The sequence below is a fragment of the Leifsonia sp. PARNA 1/14 genome (assembly GCF_055720965.1).
Window position 1 is genome coordinate 55,374 of sequence record NZ_JBVQSP010000003.1, and the last position, 26,682, is coordinate 82,055.

20 protein-coding genes are annotated in these 26,682 nt (G+C 67.7%); 8 read left to right on the forward strand and 12 right to left on the reverse strand.

Annotation, left to right across the window (positions count from 1 at the left end):
* Positions 1-3 precede the first annotated feature (3 nt).
* Positions 4-1,746 carry a DUF5605 domain-containing protein gene (locus tag AC0HS0_RS09780; RefSeq protein ID WP_472963620.1) on the forward strand — a complete coding sequence of 581 codons (1,743 nt, stop codon included), beginning with the start codon at positions 4-6 and terminating at the stop codon, positions 1,744-1,746.
* Between the two features lie 94 nt (positions 1,747-1,840).
* On the opposite strand, the gene AC0HS0_RS09785 is transcribed toward AC0HS0_RS09780, so the two are convergent.
* Positions 1,841-4,273, reverse strand: a complete 2,433-nt coding sequence (locus AC0HS0_RS09785; RefSeq protein ID WP_472963621.1) for a glycoside hydrolase family 2 TIM barrel-domain containing protein — start codon at positions 4,271-4,273, stop codon at positions 1,841-1,843.
* A 184-nt stretch (positions 4,274-4,457) separates the two neighbouring features.
* Here AC0HS0_RS09785 and AC0HS0_RS09790 point away from each other — a divergent pair, with 184 nt between their 5' ends.
* Entirely contained in the window at positions 4,458-6,947 is a 2,490-nt protein-coding gene (locus AC0HS0_RS09790; protein WP_472963622.1) for an ATP-binding protein, read from the forward strand.
* Positions 6,948-7,092: 145 nt separating this feature from the next.
* Entirely contained in the window at positions 7,093-7,908 is an 816-nt protein-coding gene (locus tag AC0HS0_RS09795; protein ID WP_472963623.1) for a hypothetical protein, read from the forward strand.
* A 16-nt stretch (positions 7,909-7,924) separates the two neighbouring features.
* On the opposite strand, the gene AC0HS0_RS09800 is transcribed toward AC0HS0_RS09795, so the two are convergent.
* The 11 genes from AC0HS0_RS09800 to AC0HS0_RS09850 all read right to left on the reverse strand — a co-directional run bounded on the left by AC0HS0_RS09800 (position 7,925) and on the right by AC0HS0_RS09850 (position 20,622).
* On the reverse strand, positions 7,925-8,179 hold the full coding sequence (locus tag AC0HS0_RS09800) for a hypothetical protein (protein WP_472963625.1): 255 nt from the start codon (positions 8,177-8,179) through the stop codon (positions 7,925-7,927).
* 80 nt (positions 8,180-8,259) lie between these two features.
* The gene (locus tag AC0HS0_RS09805) at positions 8,260-9,459 is read right to left on the reverse strand and encodes an AAA family ATPase (protein WP_472963627.1); all 1,200 of its coding nucleotides are present in this window, start codon (positions 9,457-9,459) and stop codon (positions 8,260-8,262) included.
* Between the two features lie 42 nt (positions 9,460-9,501).
* Positions 9,502-9,954 (reverse strand): hypothetical protein, encoded by a 453-nt coding sequence (locus AC0HS0_RS09810; protein WP_472963629.1) that lies wholly within the window; start codon positions 9,952-9,954, stop codon positions 9,502-9,504.
* 161 nt (positions 9,955-10,115) lie between these two features.
* Positions 10,116-12,227, reverse strand: coding sequence for an RICIN domain-containing protein (locus tag AC0HS0_RS09815; protein ID WP_472963631.1), 2,112 nt, complete (start codon positions 12,225-12,227; stop codon positions 10,116-10,118).
* Positions 12,228-12,323: 96 nt separating this feature from the next.
* On the reverse strand, positions 12,324-13,838 hold the full coding sequence (arfA, locus tag AC0HS0_RS09820) for an arabinosylfuranosidase ArfA (RefSeq protein WP_472963632.1): 1,515 nt from the start codon (positions 13,836-13,838) through the stop codon (positions 12,324-12,326).
* Positions 13,839-13,866: 28 nt separating this feature from the next.
* A complete protein-coding gene (locus tag AC0HS0_RS09825) occupies positions 13,867-15,147 on the reverse strand; it encodes a family 1 glycosylhydrolase (RefSeq protein WP_472964175.1) in 1,281 nt (426 codons plus the stop codon).
* Positions 15,147-16,037, reverse strand: coding sequence for a carbohydrate ABC transporter permease (locus AC0HS0_RS09830; RefSeq protein ID WP_472963633.1), 891 nt, complete (start codon positions 16,035-16,037; stop codon positions 15,147-15,149). Before AC0HS0_RS09830 ends, AC0HS0_RS09825 begins: the two co-directional genes overlap by 1 nt.
* Entirely contained in the window at positions 16,034-16,981 is a 948-nt protein-coding gene (locus AC0HS0_RS09835) for a carbohydrate ABC transporter permease (RefSeq protein WP_472963635.1), read from the reverse strand. The genes AC0HS0_RS09830 and AC0HS0_RS09835 overlap by 4 nt, the downstream gene beginning before the upstream one ends.
* A gap of 58 nt (positions 16,982-17,039) precedes the next feature.
* The gene (locus tag AC0HS0_RS09840; RefSeq protein ID WP_472963637.1) at positions 17,040-18,281 is read right to left on the reverse strand and encodes an ABC transporter substrate-binding protein; all 1,242 of its coding nucleotides are present in this window, start codon (positions 18,279-18,281) and stop codon (positions 17,040-17,042) included.
* A gap of 110 nt (positions 18,282-18,391) precedes the next feature.
* Positions 18,392-19,426, reverse strand: coding sequence for a LacI family DNA-binding transcriptional regulator (locus tag AC0HS0_RS09845; RefSeq protein ID WP_472963639.1), 1,035 nt, complete (start codon positions 19,424-19,426; stop codon positions 18,392-18,394).
* Positions 19,427-19,542: 116 nt separating this feature from the next.
* Positions 19,543-20,622 (reverse strand): LacI family DNA-binding transcriptional regulator, encoded by a 1,080-nt coding sequence (locus tag AC0HS0_RS09850; protein WP_472963641.1) that lies wholly within the window; start codon positions 20,620-20,622, stop codon positions 19,543-19,545.
* A gap of 171 nt (positions 20,623-20,793) precedes the next feature.
* On the opposite strand from AC0HS0_RS09850, the gene AC0HS0_RS09855 reads away from it, so the two are divergent.
* The 5 genes from AC0HS0_RS09855 to AC0HS0_RS09875 all read left to right on the forward strand — a co-directional run bounded on the left by AC0HS0_RS09855 (position 20,794) and on the right by AC0HS0_RS09875 (position 26,652).
* Complete coding sequence (locus AC0HS0_RS09855) at positions 20,794-21,918, forward strand: ABC transporter substrate-binding protein (protein ID WP_472963643.1); 1,125 nt, start codon at positions 20,794-20,796, stop codon at positions 21,916-21,918.
* Positions 21,918-22,919 (forward strand): ABC transporter permease, encoded by a 1,002-nt coding sequence (locus AC0HS0_RS09860; protein ID WP_472963644.1) that lies wholly within the window; start codon positions 21,918-21,920, stop codon positions 22,917-22,919. The genes AC0HS0_RS09855 and AC0HS0_RS09860 overlap by 1 nt, the downstream gene beginning before the upstream one ends.
* A 23-nt stretch (positions 22,920-22,942) precedes the next feature.
* Entirely contained in the window at positions 22,943-23,728 is a 786-nt protein-coding gene (locus AC0HS0_RS09865; protein WP_472963645.1) for an ABC transporter permease, read from the forward strand.
* The gene (locus AC0HS0_RS09870; RefSeq protein ID WP_472963648.1) at positions 23,728-24,801 is read left to right on the forward strand and encodes an ABC transporter ATP-binding protein; all 1,074 of its coding nucleotides are present in this window, start codon (positions 23,728-23,730) and stop codon (positions 24,799-24,801) included. Before AC0HS0_RS09865 ends, AC0HS0_RS09870 begins: the two co-directional genes overlap by 1 nt.
* A gap of 63 nt (positions 24,802-24,864) precedes the next feature.
* Complete coding sequence (locus tag AC0HS0_RS09875) at positions 24,865-26,652, forward strand: glycoside hydrolase family 3 protein (RefSeq protein WP_472963649.1); 1,788 nt, start codon at positions 24,865-24,867, stop codon at positions 26,650-26,652.
* Positions 26,653-26,682: the final 30 nt, after the last annotated feature.

Here is a 26,682-nt window from a genome sequence, read left to right on the forward strand (position 1 = left end):
GACGTGACGGTGCGGACGTTCGACCAGTACGCCAGCTTTGGAGATGCGCTCGACAACGAGGAGGCTCGAGATCTGCTCGAGCGTTCCATCCCGGACATTCTCAATTCGTCGCTGACGACTGCCCTCCGGGGATTCCCGCTCGGTGGCTTTCTCCGCTTTGCGCTCGCGCCCGATACCGCCAAGATCGAATCGCTGCTCGACCAGCTCTCCCGGATCGAAGACACCGCTCCCCTACCAGTAGAGCCGGAGCCGATCCTTCCTCGGCCTGATTACGAACTCTCTGACGTCGAGCAAGCGAGCGCGAGCGTCGTGTTCCCTGACACGGCGTACGCACACCGCCCGGCGGATCTCACCCTGATCGGGCCTGATCACGGGAATCCTTTCGTCGATGTCGATCTCACTGCAGAGTTCGTACTCGAAGACACCCGACTGAATGTCGGGGGCTTCTATGACGGCGTCGGCCGCTACGTTTTGCGGTTCCTGCCCCCGCGCGATGGCGAGTGGACCTTCGTCACGCGCTCGAACGCACGCTCGTTGAACGGGATTCGCGGGACTATTGCGGTCGAGGCAAGCACCGAGCCGGGCCCGGTGCGAGTCGTGGACTCATTCGCGTTCGCGCATGCCGACGGCACCCCGTACGTCCCCATCGGAACCACCGCATATGCGTGGACTCATCAGCCCGAGGAACTGCAGGAGCAGACTCTGGCAACGCTGGCATCGGCGCCGTTCAACAAGATCCGCATGGGCTTGTTCCCGAAGGACTTCCTCTACAACTCCAACGAGCCCGACGACTACGTCTTCCCTGGGAACGCGGACGGTAGTTGGGACACGACGCGATTCGACACCGGGTACTTCCGCAAGCTCGAAAAGCGGATCCAGCAACTGAACGATCTCGGTATCCAGGCCGACATCATCCTCTTCCACCCCTACGACCGCTGGGGTTTCGCCAAGCTCGGCAAAGCCGCAGACGACCGTTACGTGCGCTACGTCGTGCGTAGGCTAGCCAGCTTCCCCAATGTGTGGTGGTCGATGGCCAACGAGTACGACCTCCTCCTCGGCAAGCGCGCAGAGGACTGGAACCGGTTGGCCGAACTGGTCCAAGCCGAAGACCACGCCGATCACCTCCTTTCGATCCACAACTGGTCCGACCTGTTCGACTACTCCGCGCCTTGGGCCACCCATGCCAGCATTCAGCGTGGCGACGCCGAGATGGGCAAGCGCATCGACGAGTGGCGCCATGCCTGGGGCAAGCCGGTCCTGGTCGACGAGTTCGGCTACGACGGCGACCTCGACCAGGGCTGGGGCAACTTGACCTCAGAGGACGTCGTGGATCGGTTCTGGTCTGGCATGCTCCGCGGCGGTTACCTGAGCCACGGCGAGACGTTCTACCGGGATGACGAGATCATCTGGTGGTCGAAAGGCGGAACCCTCATCGGCGACAGCGTCGCCCGGATCGCATTCCTCCGCGGCATTGTCGAGCAATCACCGACGGGCCGGCTCGCACCACTCGCGTCGGATTGGGATGCCACATGGGGTGGCGTGAAGGACGAGTACGTTCTCATCTATTTCGGCCGCCACCGGCCACGATTCCGCCATGTCACGCTCCCCGAAGGCGTTCGCGGGACTATCGAGATCATCGACGCCTGGAACATGACGGTCGACGCCGTGCCCGGAACCCATGAAGGCACAGTCCGGGTCGACCTGCCGGCGCGACCGCATATCGCGCTGAGGGTGAAGGCAGTCTGACGGGAGCCGGCCGGACGCACGTCGTCCTCGTCCGATGGCGCGCAAAGACCCCATCGAGACCGTGGCCGACGTACGTTTTAACCGGAAAGGGCGATCAGTCCCGTACGGTAAGGGTCACCTCCTCCGTCTGGAAACCGTCGGCGGCGACCCGAAGCGTGATTCGACCTGTGTCGACCGCTCGAATCACGGCGAGCGCTCGGCCTTCAAACAACGTGTGCGTGCTGTCGACGAAGGACTCGTCGGTCGCCGGGGCAGCGCTACCGAGTGCCTGAAGCACGCCTTGTCCGTCTACCTCAACCGCCACCACTGGGTTCTGGGACGTGTCAACGACACCGTGTTCATCGACGACCTCGATGTTGACGAACGAGATATCCCGTCCGTCAGCGAGAAGCTCAACACGATCAGGGCGCACTTCCAGTCGACGTCGACCGTTCGCTGACCGCAGGACGTGACGTCCCGACCGATTCTCCGCGTCGACGCCGATTGCCATCAGTTCGCCAGGCTGGTACTCGAGACGTGCCGTGCCACGGAATCGATTCCCTGCGCCTGTCGGAATCGTGGCTACACATTGTCCGTTAAGGTACAACTCGACTGTCTCGCTTCGGCTGTAGACCTCGACATCCACGGGTTCACCGAGGGTGAGGTCGAGGCTCCAGCTGGCGAAGGTGTCCGTCCATGCCCAGTTCAGGGCATTGGATCGCCGGCCCTGACCAGCCGGCCGATAAACCGCCACATAGGGTTCAGCCCGAAGGCCGAAGACGATCTCGCGAAAGAACGACGCAGGCCGGCGCATGCCGGTGATGTCGATGTCGCCGCACCCGGCGAGGGCGGCGGGGAACTCATCCACCGCAGGAAGGCCCCCAGCCGCGTCCTCGTATACCGTCACGCCCAGGCCCGCCTCGCCCAGATAGTCCCAACCCGTCCAGGTGAAGTCGCCGATGACGTGTGGGTTTTCGATGACGAGGCTCCAGATCTCGCTGATGTCTCGCGGAAGCGTTTCCGTGCCGACGATCACCCGATCGGGATACTTGGTCCGGTCACCGAGGTAGCGCTCATGCGCGTAGTTGAGGCCGACAACGTCCACGACCGAGTGCGATTCCTCGGTGAGTTCGGCTACTCGGTCGGAGAGGCTGATCTCGTCCAGGAGGGCGTGGAAGGTCTCCATGAAGTCGTTGATGCCTCCTGACTTCAACGCGTGTGCTCTGTCCTGCACGTCCTGCAGGGTCTCATAAATCGTTCCCACGAAGCCGCTCACACCATTCGTGACGAATCGTGTTCGGTCGAGCTCTCGGACCTTCTCCGCCAGACGCCGTCCGAGATGGGCGCCGAATCGGCTACCCGCCTCCAGAACCTCATTGCCGATGGAGTACATGATCACGCTTGGGTGGTTGATGTCCTTTTGAACCATCGACTCGATGTCGCGCTCCCACCATTCAGGGAACGCAAGGGAGTAGTCGAAGGGGTTCTTGCCATCGGCCCACATATCGAATGCTTCGTCCATCACATACATCCCAAGCCGGTCGCACGCGTCGAGAAGCGACTGACTGATCGGGTTGTGGGCGGAGCGGACGGCGTTGAACCCCGCATCCTTGAGCGTCTCGATCCTTCGCTCTTCCGCGCGCGGCCAACTTGCGGCACCGAGGATCCCGTTGTCGTGGTGGATACACGCGCCACGCAACTTCACCACCTCGCCGTTGACGCGGAGCCCGAGCTCTGGATCAAGTTGCAGGGTGCGAACGCCGAACCGCGCGTCAGCCGCATCCACGACCTGCTCTCCCCGCCGGAGCTCTGCCGTCACCGCATACAGCGCAGGTGTTTCCGCGCTCCAGGGCTGTGGGTCCTCGATCACCAAACGCTGACGAGCTGTAGCCCTGTCGACGCCTCGCACGGTGACCGGTACGGCCCGCGTGGCGATTGTCTGCCCGAGCGGGTCGGTCACTCGCGTGAGGAGCGTGAGCGTGACCGAGGAAGGAAGATCATTGACGATGTTCACAGCAACCTCGATAACAGCCATCGGAGCCTCGAGGCTGACCGTGGTCACCTGAGGACCATCGTCCGAGAACCGCGTCATCTCTGACACGATCAGCACCACATCGCGGTGAATGCCCAACCCCGAGTACCACCGCGAATCCAGGTGCGACCGTGCTTCGACCCTGATGGTGTTCTTCTCACCGAACTTGAGGAATTCACTGATCTCGGCACGGAAGGTCGCGTACCCATTCGGCCGTTGAGTTACGTACGCGTCGTTGACGAACACCATTGCGTCCCGATAGACGCCTTGAAACTCGATCGCGACGCGCTTCGAATTCCACTCGGGTGGCACATCAAACGTCTTGCGATAGCGCACCGCTCCTCCGGGCGCATAGCCCGATTGTTTCCCGCTGGGCGCATCAACGGTTCGAAGCTCATCCAGGGCCGCGTCATGCGGAAGCGTGACCTGCGTCGGCGGTGTAGACGCAGAGAGTTCGGTGAATACGCTTACGTTTGGTCCGACGGTCCAGTTGTCGTTGAAAAGAATGCGCGACATCAAAGTCCTCCGACTGCACGATTTCGCCGACAGGCGCCGGACGTCACTCTCAGCCTCGCAGAACACGCCCGGCCCTGGGCCCGGTCATGGCGATATTGCGCAAAACGATCATCGCCCCAGCATCTGCGGCTTCCGCCAAAACAGCCTCTGGACTATCGGCCCCGATCTGCCCCAGACTTCCAGCATGAGCGCTGGGGCTCGCGTCATCCGCACCCCGGACCAGCGGTTGCGCATCTTCGTCAGTTCGACTCTCAAGGAACTCGCCCCCGAACGCCGGGCGGCGCGCTCCGCGATCGAGCGTCTGCATCTCGCGCCCGTCATGTTCGAGTTGGGTGCGAGGCCGCATCCCCCTCGAGAGCTCTACCGCGCCTACCTCGAACAGAGCGACATCTTCGTCGGCCTCTACTGGGAGCGCTACGGATGGGTCGCTCCGGACGAGGCGGTGTCGGGCCTGGAGGACGAGTACAAGCTGTGCCCGCCCGATCTGCCGAGGCTGATCTACGTGAAGAGGCCGGCCCCTGATCGTGAGCCTCGCCTGACGGAGCTGCTCGACCGCATCAAGTCCGACGACCGCGCCTCGTACAAGGACTTCGAGTCGGCCGAAGAGCTGGCCGTGCTCCTGGAGTCGGACCTCGCCATCCTGCTCGCCGAACGGTTCGAGGTCAGTCGCGCAGCCGGGACCTCCGCCGCAGTGCATCCGCCCGAGGCGGCACCGCCGATATCGTCGGTCGTGTCGCTCCCGGTGCCCCTCACGGCGCTGATCGGCCGGGAACGTGACCTCCTTGCTCTCCAAGGCGTCGTTGACCGCGGCGCGCGACTCGTCACCTTGGTCGGTCCGGGCGGAATCGGCAAGAGCCGCCTCGCGATCGCGACCGCGGCTCGGCTCGCGCCGGACTTTCCTGATGGGACGGTCTTCGTCGACCTCTCCCCTGTCCACGACCCCGAAGGCGTATCCGGGGCGATCGCGCAGGCGATCGGGGTGCGCGACACGGGCGAAGCGCCGATCGCCGAGAAGGTGATCACCGCTCTCGCCCCTCGGCGGATGCTGCTGGTGCTCGACAACTTCGAACAGGTCCTGGATGCCGCCCCGACGGTCACCACGCTGCTGGCGGCCGCGCCCGATCTGCGCATCCTGGTGACGAGCCGCTCGCTGCTGCGAGTCGGCGGCGAGCGCAGCTTCGAGGTCCGCGCGCTGGCCTCCGAGGCGGCGACCGCCTTGTTCCTGGAGCGCGCCCACGCAGTCAAACCCGACTTCGAGATCACGCCGGAGAACGCGGAGGCCGTCGAACGCATCTGCTCCGCACTCGACGGCCTCCCGCTCGCCATCGAGCTGGCGGCCGCACGGGTCCGCGTGCTCAGCCCGGCGCAACTCGGCCGCCGACTCGACCGCAGCCTCCCGCTGCTGGTCGGCGGCCCACGCGACCTCCCCCAGCGTCAGCAGACCCTCCGCAGCACGATCGAGTGGAGCACCCGCCTGCTCAGTGCTGAAGAACGCAGGCTGCTCAACTGCCTCGGAGTCTTCGAGGGCGGATTCACACTCGAGGCGGCCGAGTTCGTGTGGGCGGAGGGAGCGCCGGACGGAGGCCCGGAGGCTCTCGCCGCCATGTCGACGCTCGTCGACGACAGCCTCCTGCGCCAGCACGAGTCGAACGACCATCCGCGGTTCTCGATGCTCGGAACGGTGCGCGAATACGCCAGGGAGCAACTCGTCGAGCACGACATGCTGGAGCGGCTTCGCGAACTGCACGCACGCTACTTCCTCGCACTGGGTGACCGGGCGGATCCGGAGCTCGAGGGCGCCGGGCAGCAGACTTGGGTGCAGCGGCTGGGCGACGACACCGACAACCTGCGCGCAGCGGAGCGGTTCCTGCTCGACCGACGCGACTGGACGCGCGCCGCCCATCTGGCGTGGACGCTCTACATCTACTGGTGGGTGGCCGGCCTCCTCGGCGAGGTTCGCGGATGGATGGACGAGGTGCTCGCAGCGGACTCCGGCGCCGACGGACCGGATGCACTCGACGACCTCACACGCGGCACCGCCTTGTACTTCAGCAGGGCGATCACGTTCTGGCAGGACCCCGAGGGCACGGTCGCCAGCGGGCTCGCCGAAAGCGCCCAGCTGTTCCAACGGGCAGGAGACCGCCCGGGTGAGGCGCTCGCACTGATCTCGTTGGCGCTTGCCGAACTTGCCTCCGCAGACCCCGATCCGGCAGAGGTCGACCGGACGATGGAGGCCAGCCGCGACCTGTTCCGTTCCTCGGGCGACCGGTGGGGCGAGTCCATGGCGCTCGTCACGCTCGGCCGGGTCGCTCTGCTGCGGCAGCAGGTCGGCGTCGCAGCCGAACGGTTCGAAGAGAGCCTGCAGCTGCGATCGCCAACGGTGACGAGCTCGGCGTCACGATCGCGCAGCACCATCGCGGCTGGGCCCGGCTACTGGTCGGCGACGTCCAGGGTGCCACGGCGGACTTCGCAGCGTGCCTCACGCTGTCTTCGCGGCTGGGTCATGTCGAGGGCGTGGCATATGCGCTCGAGGGGACGGTCGCTGTCGCCGCCCTCGGCGGAGACGCGCACCGGGCGGCACTCCTCCTCGGAGCATCGCAATCGCTTCGGGAAAGGACCGGACTTCACAACCTCCCGGCCTTCACCTTCCACCAGCTCTTCGTCGACCGGCTGACCGCGAGCGGAGGTGCGGACGGCTTCGACGAGGATGTGGCCCGCGGACGCACGCTCACCATCGAGGAGGCGGTCGAGGTCGCCTCGGCTCCGGCGGAGACCGCCGCCGGGCCTGACGCTCCGACGTCACCTGCAGGGGATGCCCGGTGAGCGACGCCATCCACCCGTACACTCGGATCGTCGGCGCGATCATCGTCCCCTTCCTCGTCATCGCGTTCGTGCTGCTCTATCCCCTGGCCGACCGAACGGATCAGCTCTTCGCCTGGACCATCATGCCTCCGATCACGGCGATGCTGCTCGCGTCGGCGTATGCGGGAGGCGTCTGGTTCTTCGCTCAGGTCGTCTGGCCGTTCCGCTGGCACGAACTCCGCTACGGCTTTCCCGCTGTGCTGCTGTTCGCGACCCTGCTGGCCGCGTCCACCTTCCTCCACTGGGGGAAGTTCCACTTCGGACACATTTCGTTCATCGTCTGGGTGACCCTCTATGTGACGACTCCGGTGCTGATCGTGGTGGCGATGATCGTGAACAGAGGCGAGGATCCGCGTCGCCCAGACGAACGCGACGTGATCCTGCCTGCCTGGGTGCGCATCCTGATCGCCGCCATCGGCATCGCGTCGCTGGTCACGGGCCTCTGCCTGTTCGTCTTCCCTCAGCTCGCGATCGACGTGTGGGCATGGCCCCTCACCCCGCTGACCGCTCGCGTGTGCGGTGCGATCCTGACCCTGCCGGGCATGGTGAACCTGTGGATGCTCGGCGACCGCCGCTGGTCCGCATTCCGGCGCATCTTCCAGTGCCAGCTGCTCAGCCTGGTCCTGATCGTGCTGGCGCTGACACTGCGCGGCGGCGAACTGCTCTGGGACAGACCCGCCGCTGCGTTGTTCGTGTGCGGGATCGCGGTGTCGTTCTTCGCCTACCTCGGCTTCTACGTGTGGGCGGAACGCAGGCGAGCCGCCGCGCCCTGAGACGAGAGGCGTCAGATCACTCGGAGTCGTCGAGCTCCGCCGTCAGCTCGTCGATCGACAGCGTCTCGCCGACGGTCGGCTTGCGGATCGGGAGGTCGTGGCCGAGCACATGCGATTCGAACGACGGTTCCGACTCGTCTGGCTCCTCGAGCACGTCGGGTCCGTCGGCCGGTCCGGCGTGCAGGTCCGCGTCGCCGTGGACCTGAGGCGTCCCCGGGAAGGCGCTCGGCAGGAGCGGATCCGACGATGACGGCACGAACGAATCGGACATGGCCGGCAGCGTGGCACGCGGAGGTTAACGGGGACTGAACTCCCGAGTGCGCGGGCAGGGATTCGTCATGATCCCGTCGCTCACCGGCTGAGCCAATGCCAGGTCGGCCGGTCGAGGAGGCCCTCCTGACCGCGCACGGTCGTCTCGCCGAAGCTCTTCTCGAGCTCCACGCGCATGAGGTCGTCCGACGCGCCCGCGCGGTCTGCGGCTGCGGCGATGGCTTCGAGCAGGAGGGCGGAGTGCGTCACGACGACGGTCTGCGCGGCGCGCGACGCGTCGACGATCAACGAGCCCAGCGCCACCAGGAGGTCGGGGTGGAGGCTCGTCTCGGGCTCGTTGACGACCAGCAGCTTCGGCGGGCGCGGAGACAGCAGGGCCGCGGCGAGCAGCAGGAAGCGCAGCGTGCCGTCCGACAGCTCCGCGCCGCCCAGCGGCCGCAGCAGGCCGTGCTGGCGCACGGCGATCGAGAACTGTGCGCCTTCGGCGACGATGTCCACCCGGCTGCCGGGGAAGGCCTCCTCGATCGCCCGGTCGAACGCGGCGCCGGCGCCGAGCTCGCGGATCGTCTGCACGGCCGCCGCCAGATCGGTGCCGTCGGCCGCGAGCACCGGCGTGCGCGTGCCGAGTTGCGGGAGGCGGGCCGGCGCCGCGGCATCGGTGCGGAAGTGATCGTAGAAACGCCAGGCGTGCAGCTGCTCGCGCATCCGGAGCACCTCCGGGGCGCGGACGGGGTCGACCACCTCGGTGAGCATGCTCTCGAACGGTCGTAGCGACCGGCCCAACTCCGACCAGCCTCCGTCGTCGCTGCGCACGCGCACGTGCGCCCCGTGGCGGTCGGCGGCGATCGCCGACGGCCGCGGCGCGTCCCCCGTCCAGACCGTCTCCACCTTGAGCTCCGGGTCGCGGGCGAACGCGGAGTCGCTCTTCTGGGGGAGCCCCAGATCCAGCGCATAGCCGAGGCCCGTGCCGTCGTCGTCGAGCTGTACGCCCAGGCGCAGGGCGACAGGACCCCGACGAACGACGCCCTGCACAGTGTGTTCGCCGTCGCGCACCGCCCGCCCGATCTGCTCGGGGCCGGCCCAGAGCGTCGAATCGAGGCCGCCCTCCCGCGCGACGGCGACGACGACCTCGTCACGACCGCACGCCGCGAGAAGACGCAGCGCGCGATACAGCGACGACTTGCCGACGCCGTTGGCGCCGGTCACCACCGTGAGCCGGTCGAGCGGCAGCACGAGATCGCGGAGCGACCGGTAGCCCGAGACGGCGACGGTGGAGATCATGCCGGGATGGTACCGGGCGCCACTGTCACCGGCACGCGGCGATCACACGTCCTTGAGGAGCCAACTGATCAGCGTGGGGTGCCCCAGCGTTCCGCCGATCGTGCAGATCGCGACCATACTGTTCGCGCCCTCCACCGGCTTCGGCAAGGTGAAGGACGCGTAGGCCTGGAACGTGCCGTCGGCGTTCTTCGTCGGCGGCTTCGCGGGATCGTAGTGCCGGAGCTCGGCACCCGGATTCTCGCCCGCGTACTCCGCGAGACCGAGGACGGCGCACGCGGTCCAGGCGCCCATCGCGTCGATCGGGTCATCGGGCCTCGGGGTCGCGGGTGCGGGCGCCGCCGTCACCGTGACCGTCGGAGCGGGCGTCGCCACCGTGGTCGCCCGTGCGGCAGCCGTTGCCTCCGCGCCGGCGCCGGCGCACCCGCTGAGCGCGAGAAGCGCGCTCAGTCCCCCGAAGGCCACGGCAAGTGCGCGAGAAGTGGATGTACGGCTCATGTTCGGTGCTCCCCCTGTCACGGATGTTCATGCGGACCCGGTCGGATCCTCTCATCCACTCATGTCCGCTCGGCGCAAAAGGTTCCCCAAGCTCGAGGAGGACTGATGCGCGGGCGGGTCACCGATCGGTGACCCGCCCGCGCGTCAGCGCGGTGATCGCGCTACTGGATGCCCTCCCGCACGAACTGCCACTGCTGGTTGGACGCACCCGTTGACGGGTTCTGCTGCGCCGCGGCGCCGTCGGCGGTGGAGGAGCCCGCGATCTCGAGCACCTTTCCGCTGTTCGCGTTGGTCAGCGTCCAGTACCCGCCGCTGGTAGCGAGGTTCCAGTTCTGGGTGGCGCTTCCGGTCGGGCCCCACTGACCGGCCTGCACGGCGTTGCCGGTCTGCGCCCCCGGGATCTCCAGGAGCTTGCCGCTGTTGTCGTTGTACAGCTGTGTGCTTCCGGTCACCGGGTGGAGGTTCCAGATCTGGCAGGCGTTCGCGGTGTCGCCCCACTGCTGTGCGAGCGCCCCGTCCGTGAGCTGTGCCGACGCGATCTCCAGGAGCTTGCCGCTGGTGCGGTTCACGATCCGGAACTGCGAGTCGAGCTGGGTGCTCGGCTGGTACACCTGCAGCTGGTCGAGCTCCGCGTACGAGGTGCCCTTGGTGAAGGCGATGGTGTTCGTCCCCGCGTTCAGCGTGACGGTCTTCTGCGCCCAGCCGAAGCGGCCCCAGTCCACGGTCGCGGGATAGCTGATGGAGCTCGCCGTCCCTCCGTTGACCGAGACGTTGTGGGTGCTCGCGCCTCCCGTCCCGTTGTCGTACCGCACATTGAGCGTGTACGACCCCGCCGACGGCACCCGCACGGTGAAGGTGACCGCGCTCGTCGCGAGGTTGATGTTGCCGACCTTGCTGCCGTTGGCGGCGTTGACGTCGGTCACCAGCGACGTGTCGGAGGTGCGGGTCGCCTTCTCCGCCTCGTACTGCTGGGCGTCCAGCGGGATCGAGCCGACGCGGATGTCGTTGTAGGTCGTCGCGGCGTTCTCGACGTTGGTCGCTTGGTACAGGGTGCGGCCGTCCACGCTGTAGTCGACGCTCTGCGCGAACCCGGAGAAGGTGCCGCCCGCGGTGTCCGTCGAGTCGTACGTCACCGCCATCGGCAAACGCTCCCAGGGGCCGGCGCCGAGGTTGTAGTTGACGTAGAAGTCCTCGCCGCCGCTGATGTTGCCGGAGGCGTCGAGCCCCCACTTGGACGCGACGACCACCATGCCCTTCGGGCCTCCGGTGGGCACCCACTTGACGTACGGCGACGAACCGATCCCGCGGCCGTTCGCCAGGGTGATCTGCGTTCCGATGCTCGTGGTCGGCGACCACGTCACGCCGTCCGCCGAAATCTTGAAGTACACGGGTGCGGTGTTATTGGACTGGCTCGGCCGATTGACCACCTCGAAGGTGGCGAGGTAGCGGCCGTCGGGGAGCTTGGTGACGGTGATCATCCCGGGCCGGTCGCTGCTGTTCGTCGGAGCCGAGACGTTCCCTTCCGCGCCCCAGGTCAGACCGCCGTCGCTCGATTCCCGGTACGCGACGGCCTGCAGCACGCCGCTCGCCTTCTGCCGCTCGTCGGAGAAGTAGGCGGCGAGCTTGCCGTTGCCGTCGACGATGAGCGACGGCTCCCAGACGGTGGTGGTCGTGGAGGTCGGGGTCGGGTCGTAGGTCGCCGGGCCTCCGGTGTCGATGGTGCTCAGATACGACCAGCTCGCGCCGTGGTCCGTGCTCTTGTAGACCACGAGCCGGCTGCTCGACCGGTCGGTCGGCATGATCATGCCGGACAGCAGGATCGTCCCGGCGGGAAGACTCCCGACCTGCTGCGGCAGCTCGTAGAGGAACGGCTGAGCCGTGCGCGTGAGGGTCGAGAAGTCGTTGTTCGGGACGACGTCGGTCAGGTGGCTCCAGGTGGCGCCGTTGTCGGTGCTCCGGTAGATCGGGTACACCTGCTTGCCGTTGACCAGGACCAGCTGATCGAACGTGACCAGCTGCGTGCCGTTCGACGACCCGCTGTACTTGAGGACGATGTTCTTGGCGTACGTCGTGCCGGCGGCGCGGCCTCCCTCGGGGTTGAAGGAGGTGCCGGCGGCCGGCGAGTACACCAGCGAGCCGTTGCCCGTCGTGACGGCTTCGGCGGGGGCCGCGACGATCGCGGCGGCGACGAGGGCGCCCGCGGCGGCGATGGCCGCCGCGAGGGTCCTGATCCGCCTGCGGCGGAGCGATCCCGTCTGGGGCGATCGCGACATGGTACGTGATGGAAGCATCTTCGTTCCCTTTCTCACTGCCGACCCGCGCGCGGGCGCGCACGGGCTGTCACGACGTCGGGTCGCCGTCACGAGGGGTCAGCCGAGCAGCACCTCGGTCCACGAGACGGCGGGCAGTTCGAGCCGGAGCGTGTCGCCGTCGCGGGCGACCGGGAGGTCGGCCAGCGCGACGCGCTCCGGGTGGTCGAGCGTGTTGGCCGCATCGAGGTCCGGGTCGGAGAGCGTTCGTGCCGAGACGCTCAGGTCGCGCCCGGCCGCGCCCAGCGCCGCGAGATCGATCACCAGCTCGGTGGGTGCGTCCACCGAGCGGTTGACCGCGTAGACCGCGTAGCGGCCCGCTGCCTCGTCGTGAGTCGCGACGGCATCCACCAATGGCACATCGCCGAACCGCTCGGTGGCGTAGCTGCCGGAGACGAGGTCGACGTCGAGGGCGACGCCGCGCCCGTGCGCCGAGGTGGCGGCGAACGGGAAGAAGGTCGTCTGCTTCCACGCCGGGCCGCCCGGCTCGGTCATGATCGGGGCGATCACGTTCACCAGCTGGGCGAGGGAGGCGCTCGTCACCCGGTCCGCGTGCTTCAGCATCGTGATCAGGAGGCTGCCGAAGACGACCGCGTCGGCCACCGTGTACACGTCCTCCAGCAGTCGCGGGGCGACCGGCCAGTTGTCCGTGCCGGTGATCCGGTCGACGTTCTCGAAGCGGGTGTTGTACCAGATGTTCCACTCGTCGAACGAGATGTCGACGCGCTTGTGGCTGCCGCGCACCGCCTTCACGTGGTCGGCGGTGGCGACGACGCTGCGGATGAAGTGGTCCATATCGACGCCGGAGGCCAGGAAAGAGCCAAGGTCGCCGGTGTTCTCGTAGTAGGCGTGGCACGAGATGTAGTCGACGAGCTCGTAGGTCTCGGTCAGGGTGGCCCGCTCCCACTCGCCGAAGGTCGGCATCGACGAGCTCGACGAACCGCAGACGACGAGTTCGAGGTCGGGATCGTACGCCTTCATCGCGCCGGCGGTCTTCGCGGCCAGCCTCCCGTACTCCTCCGCCGAGCTGTGGCCCAGCTGCCACGGGCCGTCCATCTCGTTGCCGAGGCACCAGATCCGCACGTCGAACGGCTCGGCGCGGCCGTTGGCGATGCGCTTCTCGGAGAGCGCGGTTCCGCCGCGGTGGTTCGTGTACTCGAGCAGGTCCAGCGCCTCCTGCACTCCGCGGGTGCCGAGGTTGACCGCGAGCATGAGTTCGCTGCCGACCTTGTCGAGCCACGACTGGAACTCGTGCAGGCCCACCTCGTTCGTCTCGGTCGTGTGCCAGGCGAGATCGAGCCGGGGAGGCCGCTGCTCGCGCGGGCCGACCGAGTCCTCCCACCGGAAGCCCGACACGAAGTTGCCGCCGGGATAGCGGATCGCCGAGACGCCGAGCTCCTTCACCAGGTCGATGACGTCGGTCCGGAAGCCCTCTGCGTCGGCCGAGGGGTGGCCCGGCTCGTAGATCCCGTCGTAGACCGCGCGTCCGAGGTGCTCGAGGAACGAGCCGTAGAGGCGCGGGTTGATCGCGCCGATCGTCGCGGCGGGTTGGAGGGTGAGACGTGCTGAGTGCATGTGATTCTTCCGGTGTTGTCGTTCTGGGTCAGGATCCGGCGAGCGCTGCGAGGCGTCGGCTGTGCGCGCGGTAGCGGTCGGCGACGGGGTTCGCGACGCGCAGGAGGCCGTCGGCGGACTCGACGAGGTCGTGCAGCCCCATCGTCAGCAGATGATCGGCTCGCGGGTTCGAGCTGTGCCGCCAGGTCCACTCGTACATGTCGAAGAGGGGCCACCAGGTGTACCCGACGACGGGTGCGCCTTCGGCGCGCAGCCGCTCCACGAGCGTGATCGACTCGTCGAGCCACGCGATACGCTCCTCCACGCTGCCCGTCACGCAGGTCTCGGTGACCATCACCGGTGCGCCGTAGCGGGCGGCGAACGCCCCCAGCGCCTCGCGCAGGCCGTCGGCGCCGCGGTCGACGCTCGGCCGCGGGTCGGCGAAGCCGCCGCGGTGGTGCACTCCGGCCTCGAACAGCTCGGTCGAGTGCCGGGGATAGTAGTTGACGCCCATCACGTCGGGCTGCACGGCGTTGTCGCGGAACCACTGCAGCTCGACGTCGGGGATCGCCGGCGAGACGCGGTCGAGCAGCGGGTGCGCCGAGTCGACCCGGCCCGTGACGAGGTCTTCGACGAGGTGCACCTGATGCCGGAGCCGGTCGGCCTCCTCCCGGTGCTCGGGAGCGGTGTCGTCGCCGATGAAGCTCATCGCGGCGTCCACGTGGACGAAGGTCGCGGCCGGTCCGACGCGGTCGGCGAGCGCGCGCTGGCTGCGCACGAAGCCCCGGGCCAGGTTGGCGGCGATCGCAGCGAACCCCTCGGCGCCGGTCAGATAGGGAGGCCAGTAGCCGTACTCCCCCGAGAACAGCGCGTGGATGACCGGCTCGTTGACGGGTGTGTAGTCGAACACCCGGTCGCCGTATCGCTCGCCGAACCGAGCGGCGTACTCCTCGACGTGGTGCGGGTAGTCCGCGTTGGCGAACTGCGCGTCCAGCCACACCGGGGTGCCGTAGTGCAGGAGGTCGATGATCGGGCGCAGCCCGGCGGCCAGCTGCGCGTCGATGGCGCGGTCGGTCCACTCCCAGTCCCACCGTCCCGGCTCGGGGGCGACCCGGTACCAGGGCACGCCCCAGCGCAGAAACTCGGCGCCGACGCCCGCTGCGAGCGCGAAGTCGTCGGTGAACCGCTCGTAGTGCTCGGTCAGCTCGTACTCGTCGATGGGCCGCTCCGCTGGCCGTGTTCCCTCTCCTGGCCGCGATTGCGGCACGAAGGTGTCCTCGATCCCCAGTCCGAGGCGGAGGCGGCCGTCCTCGAACCAGCGCGGCGCCATCACTTCAGCCCCGTCGTCGCGACGGACTCGATGAAGCGCCGCTGCATGATCAGGAACATGATCGCGAGCGGGAGCACCGCGATCAGCGACCCGGCCATCATCGTGCCGTACGGGATGATTCCGCTCGGCCCGGTCAGCAGCGTCAGCCCTGAGGTGATCGTCCCCATCTCGGGCGACGTCGTGAAGACCAGCGGCCACAGGAGGTCGTTCCAGTTGTTCACGAACGTGAAGATCGCGAGGGTGAGGAGGGCGGGCACAGCGTTCGGGAGCACGATGCTCCTGAAGATCCGGAACTCCCCCGCGCCGTCGATCCGCGCCGCGTTGTCGAGGTCGCGCGGCAGCGAGATGAAGAACTGCCGGAGGAAGAAGATCCCGAATGCGTCGGCGGCGCGCGGGATGATCAGCCCGGCGAACGTGTTCACCCAGCCGAGCTGGGCGACCAGCTGGTAGACGGGGATGAGCGTCGCCTGGAACGGGATCATCAGACTGGCCACGATCACGATCAGGAGCACGCGGCTGCCCCGGAAGTCGATCCGGGCGAGGGCGTACGCGGCGAGCGAGTCGAAGACGAGCGCGAACACGGTGACGCCGCCCGCGAAGACGAGGCTGTTGACGAACAGGCGGCCGAACGGGAGGTCGTCGAAGATCTTCGCGAAATTGTCGAGCGTCCACGCTCCCGGCAGCAGGGTCGGCGGGAAGGCGTTGATCTCGGCCGCCGGCTTGAACGCGGTCAGCACGATCACGATGACGGGGAGCAGCACGATCGCAGTGAGCACCAGGACCGCGGCGAACAGCAGCCACCGTTCGGCGCGGCGGCCGATCCGGAGGCGCGAACGGCCGGGCGCGGTGCGCGGCGGCGTCGCGGTGCGCGGGGCGGCGGTGGTCGTCATGCGATGTCCTTCTCGCGTCGTCCGAAGAAGCGGAACTGGATGAGGCTGAGCAGCAGGGTGGCCGCCAGCAGCACGTAGGAGAGCGCTGTCGCGCCGCCGAGGTCGAGCTTCTTGAAGCCCTCCTGGTAGATCTCCATCACGACGGTCTGGGTCGAGCGGTAGGGGCCGCCTCCGGTCATCACGTAGATCTGATCGAAAGCCTGAAGCGCGGCGATCATCGCGAAGACCACCACGAACGCCAGCGTGTTGCTCAGCTGCGGCAGCGTCACGCTGACGAAGCGGCGCCAGGCGCCCGCACCGTCGATCTTGGCCGCCTCGTAGAGCGACTCGGGGATCTCCTGGAGCCCGGCGATGAAGATCACCATGTAGAAGCCGAAGTTCTTCCAGATCGCGACCAGCACGACGGTGGGCATGGCGAGCGCCGGGTCTTGAAGGACGTTGCCCAGCTGGATGCCGACGCCGCGGAGCCAGTAGTTCACGAGGCCGACCTGGGGATCCAGCAGGTAGCTCCACGCGAAGGCGGCGACCGCGAGCGAGACCACGAAGGGCAGGAACAGCGCGGTGCGGAAGAAGCCGCGGGCGATGAGGCGGCGGTTGCCGAGCAGGAGCGCGAGCAGCAGCGCGGCGATCAGGGCCGTCGGCGTGAAGAGCACCGTGTAGAGCGCGGTGTTGCCCAGCGTGGCGAGGATCTGCGGATCGGTGAAGATCCGCACGTAGTTGTCGATGCCGACCCAGCTCTCCGCGCCGAACCCGCTCGCGTTCGTGAACGAGAGCCGCAGCGCCGAGAGCATCGGCCAGCCGACGAAGGCGATGAGGATGAGGAGCGCCGGCAGCAGGAACAGCAGCGCCATCGGCGCCCGGCTGCGCGCGCTCCGGGGCCGTCCGCCGAGCGGCGCCGGCGGCCGGTAGGCACGCCGGGTACGGGTGCGGGTGAGACTGGTCATGGTGTCTTCCAGGAGGGGCGGGCCGCCGGCGTGGGGTCGCCGGCGGCCCGCCGGTCGATCACTTGGCGAGCGCTTGCTGAACCTTGGCGGAGGCGTCCTTCAGCAGCTGGGCGGGGTCTCCACCGGTGAGCGCCTTCTGGGTCGCTTCGTCGACCGCGGCGAGCACATCGGTGCTGTTCGCGACGCCGGGCAGCAGCGGCCGGGCATCACCGGCGATCTTCGTCAGCGCCTCCACGACGGGGTTGGCCGACACCGCCGAGGACGGGATGTCGGTGCGCAGCGGCGGCCAGCCGGAGCCGAGCGACCACTTCGTGGCGACCTCCTTGGTGAAGAAGTAGTCGAAGAACTTCTTCGCGGCGGCCTGCTTGGCCGGGTCGGCCTGAGCTGTGACCGCGGCGGAGATGCCGATGGCCGACGAGGCGGAGGCCTTCGGACCGGCGGGGATGCCTGCGATGCCGTAGTCGATCTTGTTCGCCTCGGCGACGCCGGCCATCCACGGGCCGCCGATCTCCATGGCCGCCTTGCCCGAGGAGAACAGCTTGTCGGAGGCGACGCCGTCGAGTCCGGTGGGCGAGATCTTGTCGTCGATCACAGCCTTCGACCAGTAGCTCAGCGTCTCCTGGTTGGCCTTCGAGTCCACCGCCGACTTCGAGCCGTTCACGATCTCGCCTCCGTTGCCGTAGAAGAGGCTGGCCCAGACGCCGTTGCCGACCGTGGCGTGATCCGGGAGGGCGAGGCCGTACTGACCTGTGGAGGGATCGGTGAGCTTCTTGGCATCGGCGACCCACTCGTCCCAGGTCGTCGGGAACGTGGTGATGCCGGCCTTCTCGAACAGCGTCTTGTTGTAGATCACCGAGAGCGGGACGAAGCCGGTCGGGACGCCGTAGTAGGCGCCGTTCACCTTCTCCATCTCGACCGCGCGCGGGTTCAGGTTGGCGTTCTTGACGTCACCGGCGTAGAAGTCGTCGAGTTTCGCGAACGCGCCCTTGGTCGCGTAGACCGGAAGGGTCTCAGCGGGCACGGCGACGATGTCGGGCCCCTTCTTCGCGGAGAGTGCGGGGAGCAGAGTGTCGCCGATGACGCCCCAGGTCTTGGTGGTGGTGGTGATCGTGATGTTCTTCTGCGACTTGTTGAAGTCGTCCACGATGGTGTCGAGGACCTTGCCGTCGGCTTCGGTGTACCCGTGCCAGAACGTGAGATCGACGTGGCCGGTGGAGGATGCCGCACCGGTTCCGGAGCAGCCCGCGAGCACGACGGCCGCACCGGCCGCGAGCGCGACGGCTGCGATGAGTTTCTTCATTGAATGCCTCTCGACGTTGACCGACTCCGGGTCGATCACATTTTTACAACGTTGCATTTCCAACGTTGTATCGGATTATAGGAGCATCTGTTTCAGGATGTCAATCGCCGTTACGCGGTCGGTACCGAGGCATTGGCGCGGGACGATTCGCGCACGACCGTGGTGAACGGGACCTCGATCACGCGAGGCGCTCCGACGTCCCCGTTGCGGTCGCCGATGCGCTCGATCAGCGCCGCGACCGCGCGTTCGGCGATGCTCGAACGCCCCGGGTCGATGGTGCTGAGACTCGGCATCGCGAACTGGCCCTCGATGAGGTTGTCGAAGCCGATCACGGAGACGTCCTCCGGTACTCGCACTCCCTCCTGGTTGAGCACGCGAAGCGCGCCAAGCGCGAGCTCGTCGTTGAGGGCGAAGATCGCGTCGAACGAGACTCCCGAGTCCAGGAGCTCCTGCGTCGCCGCCGCGCCGTCGGTGCGGTGCCAGCCCTCTCGGAACACGACCAGCTCGTCGCCGAGATCGAGGCCGTGATCCTTCAGCGCGGCGTGGTAGCCCTGCAGGCGGAGCGAAGCGGACCCCACGCGCTCGGCCACGTGCGCACCGAGCACCGCGATGCGCGTGCGGCCGGAGCCGATGAGATGCTCCGTCGCCGCATACCCGCCCTCCACGTTCTGCATGACGACGTGATCGGTCGGTCCCCCGAAGATCCGCTCGCCCAGGAGGACGAGCGGGTAGTCGACGTTCAAGGCCTGCACGTCGTCCATCGACATCCCCAGCGGCGAGAACATCAGGCCGTCGAGCATCGACAGCCGGGATCCGCGCAGCAGCTCCAGTTCGGCCTCCCGGTCGCCGCCGGTCTGCTCGATCAGCGTGACGAATCCGAGCCGCCGGGAGGCCTCCAGCACCGCATCGGCCAGCTCGGCGAAGTAGCTGAAGCTGAGCGACGGAACGGCCAGACCGATAACGCCCGTCCGGCCGGCGCGCAGGTTGCGTGCCGCCAGGTTCGGCTGGTAGCCCAGCTCCTCGATCGCGGTCAGCACCTTCTCGCGCGTCGCCGCCTTCACGAAGTCGTAGCCGTTGACGACATTGGAGACCGTCTTCACCGAGACGCCCGCCGCCCCGGCGACATCCTTCAGCGTCGCGACCATGACACCTCCTTGTTCCACACTCTTCCGCGAACGGATTTACAACGTTGATAGCATCGCACAATCCGAGCGGTCCGTCGGGTGAAGGCGAGCGATCCGCCCCATCGGCGGCGACGAGCTCAGCGTTGCGGTCGTAGCGGCGCGGTCGAGTCGCGGACGACGAGTCGCGGCGGCAGAAGCTCGCGGCCCAGCGGGATCGGCTCGCCCGCGATCAGCTTGAGCAGCGCGTCGAGGGCCCGGCGGCCCAGCTCCTCGTAGGGCTGGCGAACGGTGGTCAACGGCGGGTCGACGATGAGGGCGGCCCGTTCGTCGTCGAATCCGACCACGGAGATCTCCATCGGGACGCTCCGACCGGCGGCGCGCAGGGAGCGCAGCACGGGAGCCGCGATCTCGTCCGCCTCGCAGAAGATCGCATCGATGTCCGACTCGGTCTCGAGGAAGCGATCGAACTCGCGATAGGTGCGCTGCGACTCGTCGATCGTGTCAGCGCAAGCGACCACGAGCTCATCGCGGTAGGGGATGCCGGCGTCGGCGAGCGCGTCGCGGTAGCCCTGCCTGCGCTCTGCGACGTAGAAGGCGCTGTAATCGCTTCCGACGTAGGCGATCCTCCGGCGGCCCAGGCCGATGAGGTGCTCGACGCCCTGCCGGGCCCCCAGCCTGCTGTCCGTCACGATCGCCGGGATCAGCAGGTTCTCCGCGACGTCGTCCAGCGACACGATCGGCAGACGGAGCCGGTGCGCCGCCTCCGCCACTCCAGCGTCGTCCGCCGACCCGAAGATCAGCAGTCCCTCGGTCGGCACCTCGACCAGGCTCGCCACGATCGAGGCGGCCGTGGACGGTCCTGCATACGGGAGCGTGGGCGGCCCGTCTGCCCGAGGCCGCTCTGCGAAGCCGAACGGCTGCACGAGGACCCGGTAGCCGAACGCATCGGCCGCGGCCGTCGCGCTGCGCACCGCGGGATCCCACCATCCCCAGACCCCCTCCGGAACCAGGATGCTCACCGCGCGGTAGTCGGAGGTCCGCAACGCCCGGGCCGTGACGGATGGGCGATAACCGAGCCGGTCCGCCACCGCCCGGATCCGGGAACGCGTGTCAGCGCTCACGTCGGGATGGTCCTGCGGTGCGAGTGCGCGAGAGACGGTCGCGATCCCGACGCCGGCTTCTTTCGAGACGTCGGCGAGCGTCACCCTGCGAGCCATCGTCCACCCCCTCGTCCACTGTCCGGCAATCATCGCTTGACATCTCCGGTGTTCAGAGATTATCTTACCGGTAACGCCACCGGAAACGTTACCGGTATCGAATCCGGAGATGAGTTCCCACCATGCATCCGGTGGACCTCCATACGTCAACGAAGATCAAGGAGACACGACGTGAACCGACCACGCAGCACCAGCGGGCGCCGGCGCCGGCCCAGGACGATGCTCGTCACCGTCCTGGCGGGAGCGGCAGCCGTCGCGGTCGGCCTGACCGGCTGCTCGCTGACGCCGAGCACCGCCAGCAGCGGCGACACCCTCACCGTCGCGACCTGGAAGGGCTACGGAGCCGACCTGCCCTGGGTCGCCGCGGCGTTCAAGAAAGAGACGGGCGCGACCGTCAAGTACCAGTACATCGACTCGGAGGCGAGCGCTCTCCAGGTGGTGAACAAAGCGAACGGCGCTGTCGACGTCGTGCTGCCGAACATCCAGTACATCGGCCAGGGGATCGACTCCGGCATCCTCCACTCGCTCGACACCTCCAAGCTGACGAACTACCCGGACATCTACCCCGCGTTCTCCTCCCGCAAGGAGATCCGCAAGGCCGGCGAGCTCTACGGCATCCCGTGGACATGGGGCAGCTCGGGAGTCTTCTACGACAGTGCGAAGATCTCGCCGCCCACCGACTCGCTCAGCGTCCTCTGGGATCCGAAGTACAAGGGCCGGATCGCCCTCTTCGACGACCCGACTGTACTGATCCCGCTCACCGCGCTCTACCTCGGTGAGGACCCGCAGAACCCCGACATGACCAAGGTGACCCCGGCCCTCCAGAAGCTGAAGGACAACGCGAAGCTGCTGTACTCGTCGACCGACGACCTGGCGAAGGCGATCGCGAGCGGCTCCATCGTCGCCGGCACAGGCGACTCCGGGAGCCTCGGCAGCCTGATCGCGAGCAAGGCGACGGGCACGGCAAGCTTCAAATACGAGATTCCGAAGGAGGGCGCGATCGGCTGGATCGACAACTGGGCGATCGCGGCCAAGACGCAGCACCTCGATCTCGCGTACAAGTGGCTCAACTACATGACGAGTCCCGCGTTCCTCACGAAGTGGGCGAACACTCAGGCCGACTCCTCGCCAGCCCCGGCGAACAAGAGCGTCGTGGACGCCCTGCCCCAAACGACGTTGGCCCGGCTGCAGGCGAACCCCGACAAGATCTCCAGCCTCGCGCTGCAGCTCCCCCAGCCCGCCGCGCGCCTCCAGTCGTGGGTCGATGCCTGGACCCAGGTCAAGGCGGGATCCTGATGAGCACTGCTCCGCTATCCTCGGGCCGCCGCCCTCGGCGGCCCAGAGGGACGGCCGGCGCGGCTTTCCTGCTCACCCCCGCCGGCCTCCTGCTGCTGCTGTTCGCGGTACTGCCCCTCGCGGCCATCATCGTGATCGGCTTCACCTCCGACAGCGGCTCGTTCACCGCTGCGAACTTCGCGCAGATGCTGGGCAGCGCGGTGTACATGTCGCTGCTGGGCCGTACCCTGCTGATCGCGTTCTGCGTGACCGTGCTCAGCATCGCGCTCGCCTGGCCGGCCGCGTGGGCGCTCGCCCGCTACACGAGCCCGAAGGCGAAGCCGCTGATCCTGGGCTTCGTCATCATCCCGTACATCACGTCGCAGCTGCTGCTGATCTACGGGTTCGTCAGCCTCATCCAGGCCGGCGGACCGGTGATGTCGCTGCTGTCGGCGATCGGCGTGGCCGGTCCGCAGGCGTCGATCATGTATACGCCGGCTGCCAACATCCTGATGCTGGTGCAGGAGTCGATCCCCACCGCGATCCTGGTGATGTACTCGGCCTCCGAGCAGATCAACGGCTCGGTGCTAGAGGCCTCCCGCACCCTCGGCGCGAGCAAGGGCTTCGTGTTCACCCGGGTGATCTGGCCGCTGTCGACCGCGATGATCGGTGTGAACTTCGCGCTCACCTTCGTGCAGACCGTCGGCGCGTTCGCCGAGCCGACGATCCTGGGCGGCCCGAACGGACAGATGCTCGGCAACGCACTGGCCACTCAGCTGCAATCCGGCGTGCACCAGCAGTTCGCGGTGGCGATGTCGCTGGTGCTGCTGGTGACCTCCCTGGCGATCGTTGGCGGAGTGACCGGCCTGCTCACCTGGTCGCGCCGCGCCCTGTCCGGCGTCTCGGCGTCCCCCGGCGCGAAGGCGAACACGAGGGCGAAGCCGATAGCGGCTCCTCCGGCCGTCTCCGACGCCGTCGTCCCCGGCGACGACGCGCTCACCGCTCAGGGGGTGCTCCGTTGAAGAACGCTGTATTGCCCCGCCTGATGAAGATCTGGCTCTACGTGGTGCTCGTCATCCTGGCACTGCCACTGCTGAGCATGCTGGCGTTGAGCCTCAACCGGTCCCGCTACGGAACCCTTCCGTTCCACTTCACTCTCGACTGGTACGCGTCGCTCGGGAACGACACCGCACTGATCGGCGCGCTCGAGACGAGCCTGAACCTGGCGACGCAAGCGACCATCTTCGCGGTGATCGTCGGCACGCTGCTCTCGCTCGGCATGTCGCGGGCGAAGGTCTACATCACGGCACCGATCAACAGCATCCTGCTGGCCCTGCTGACCGTGCCCGCGGTGATCCTCGCCGCCGGGTTCGTGATCGTGTTCGCATGGTTCGGGCTCGGATCCAGCTCGGTCGGCCTGATCCTGGCGTCGATCGTGACCTCCCTCCCGTTCGTCGTCCTCCTGGTGTCCGGGAGGCTGCGTGAGCTGAACCCGAACTACGCGGAGGCCGCCCACTCCCTGGGCGCCGGACCGGTGCGCACGTTCCTCACGGTGACGATCCCGCTGATCGCTCCCTCGATCGTCGCCGGGGCGATGCTCTCGTTCGTCGTGACGTTCAACAACTTCGCGATCCAGCTCTTCCTCGCCCCGATCGGGCTCTCGACGCTGCCGGTGCAGATCTACTCGATGGTCCGGTTCGGCGTGACCCCCGACGTGGACGCGCTCGCCACGATCATCATCCTCTCCACGGTGCTGCTGGTGGTCGTGCTCAACTGGCTGTCCGGCAACGCCGCCAAGCTCTTCACCACCTCCACGAACAAAGGAAACTGATGGCCGAGCTCACCGTCTCGCGCGTCTCCAAGACCTTCAACGGCACGCGCGTCCTCGAACCGCTGGACCTCACCGTCGGCGACGGCCGGTTCTGCTGCATGCTCGGATCCTCCGGATCCGGCAAGTCCACCCTGCTGCGCATCATCGCCGGCCTGGAGGAGCCCGACGAGGGCGCCATCCGCGTCGGTTCGCGCGACATCACCCGGCTCTCGGTCGAGAAGCGCAACATCGGGTTCGTCTTCCAGAACTACGCGCTGTTCCCGCACCTGAGCGTGCTGTCGAACGTGATGTACGGCCTCCGCGCCCGCCGCACCCCGCGGTCTGCCGCGAAAAAGAAGGCCGAGGAGATGCTGGCCCTGGTCGGCCTCGGCGACTTCGGCGGCCGCTCGCCGGCGCAACTCTCCGGAGGCCAGCAGCAGCGCGTCGCCCTCGCCCGCGCACTGGTGACCTCACCCGACCTGCTCCTGCTCGACGAGCCGCTCTCGGCACTGGACAAGAAGATCCGCGGCGAAATGCAGCGCGAGCTCAAGCGCATCCACCAGGAGACCGGCCTCACCACGATCATGGTGACGCACGACCAGGAGGAGGCGATGGACCTCGGCGACCAGGTGATGATGCTCGACCACGGCGTCGTGCAACAGAACGACAGCCCCGAGTCGATGTACCGCACCCCGGGCAACCGGTTCGTGGCGCAGTTCCTCGGGGGTCAGCTGCTCGGCACCGGCGTCGTGCACGGCACCGGCCCGTCGGCCACCGTGGAGGTCGGCCCGCTCTCCCTCCACACCGGCCAGAGCGACCACATCGAGGGCGACCGCGTCGACGTGCTCGTGATGGCGGAGAGCGTCCGTCTGCTCCTGCCCGGCGAAAGCGGATCGGTCAACGAGTTCGACGGAGTGGTGCGCGCGCTGGACTTCTTCGGCCCGCTCGCCCGCGCCGAAGTCGACGCCCGTGGAGTGCGCGTCCCCGCCACGCTGCTCTCGCACGACGCGGAGCGGTTCACCGAAGGTCAGAGCATTCGCTTCGCCATCGCTCCCGAAGGCCTCCACGTGTTCGCCGGCGAACGCGTCGCCTGAACCCTCGCCGACCCCGACCCTCTCGCGCCGGACCCCGTCCGCCCCACCTGGAAAGTGATCACCATGACCACCCCTGACTACCTCGACCGCGCCCTGACGCCGGAACGACGCACCGCCGACCTGATCCCGCGGATGACCCTGGAGGAGAAGGCCGGGCTGCTGTTCCACCCGCAGTCGGAATTGCCGTCGTCCATCGGATTCAGCGACGAACGCGCCGCGGAGATCGCACGCGGCGACGTATCGGACAAGCTCATCTCTCACTTCAACGTGCTCAACGGCACCAGCGCGATCGAGGTCGCCGCCTGGACCAACCGCCTCCAGGAATGGGCGGCCGAGACCCGCCTCGGCATCCCGATCACATTCTCGTCCGACCCTCGCAATGGTTACCGCAGCACGCCCTTCACCGGACAGACCATCGACGAGCTCTCGAAGTGGCCGGAGCCCACGGGACTCGGCGCCATCGGCGACCCCGCGCGGGCACGCGAATTCGCCGACACCATCCGGCGGGAGTTCCTCGCGATGGGCATCCGCGTCTACCTGGGGCCCATGGCGGATCTCTACACAGAGCCGCGCTGGACGCGCGGGTTCGGAACGTTCGGGGAGGATGTCCGCGTCGTGACCGAGCTGACGCGGGCGTTCATCGCGGGCCTTCGCGGAGGCCCGCGGCTGGGTGACGACAGCGTCGCGGCCGTCCTCAAGCACTTCCCGGGCGGAGGCCCGCAGAAGGACGGCAACGACGCCGTGGACTCCCGCTTCCCCGACCAGGTGTACCCGGGCGGCATGCAGGAACTGCACCTCCTGCCGTTCGTCGACGCCATCGCGGACGGTGTGACCCAGGTCATGACGTACTACGGGCGCCCACTCGGGACCGACTGGGAGGAGGTGGGCTTCGCGTTCAACACTCCGGTTGTGCGCGACCTGCTGCGCGGCCGGCTGGGCTACGAGGGCATTGTGATGAGCGACTGGAACGTCATCGGAACCGCCACGATCGAGGGCAAGCTGTTCGGCCCGAACGCCTACGGGGTCGAGCACCTCACCATCGACGAACGGCTCCGGATCGCGCTGACGAACGGCATCGACCAGTTCGGCGGCGACACGCTCACGACTGAGCTGACCCGGGTCGTCCGGGACGGACTCGTCTCCGAGGACCGCATCGACGAGTCCGTCGAGCGCCTCCTGCTCGAGAAGTTCCGGCTGGGGCTGTTCGAGCAGCGATACGTCGACCTCGACAACGCCAGAGCGGTCGGCTCCGATCCCGACCTGGCGGCAAAAGGCACGCGCGCTCAGGCCGACGCGATGGTCTTCCTCGGCGGCGAGAAGCCGGGCCTGCTGCCGTTGACGCCACTCACCCGCGTGTACGCGGAGGGCCTGGACCTGTCGCGGACCGAACACGAGTTCGTGCCCGTCGACTCGCCAGGCGAAGCGGACGTGGCGCTCGTGCAGCTGGACTCGCCCTGGCAGTCCGACCCGTCGAGTCCGCTGGGCGACTTCTTCCGCACCGGCACCCTCGAATTCCCAGAGGGGACGGTCGCTCATCTCCGGGAGCTCGCCTCCCGGGTCCCGGTGATCCTGGTCGTGTACCTCGAACGCCCCGCCGTGCTGACCTCGGTCGCGCGCTTCGCAGCCACCATCGTCGGACATTTCGGCGCGAGCGATCAGGTGATCGTCGACGCCGTCGCAGGCGGTGCTGAGTTCCGGGCCACTCTCCCGTTCGATCTGCCCCGGAGCATGGAGGCGGTGGAGGCCTCCCGCGAGGACGTGCCGTTCGACACGGCCGACCCGCTGTTCCGCGCGGGCGATGGAGGAGCGCCTCTCACGGAGGCGACCGTGACGTCAGGCGCGGAGGGATAGCGCGCCGCGGCGGTATCCACCCAGGTTCAC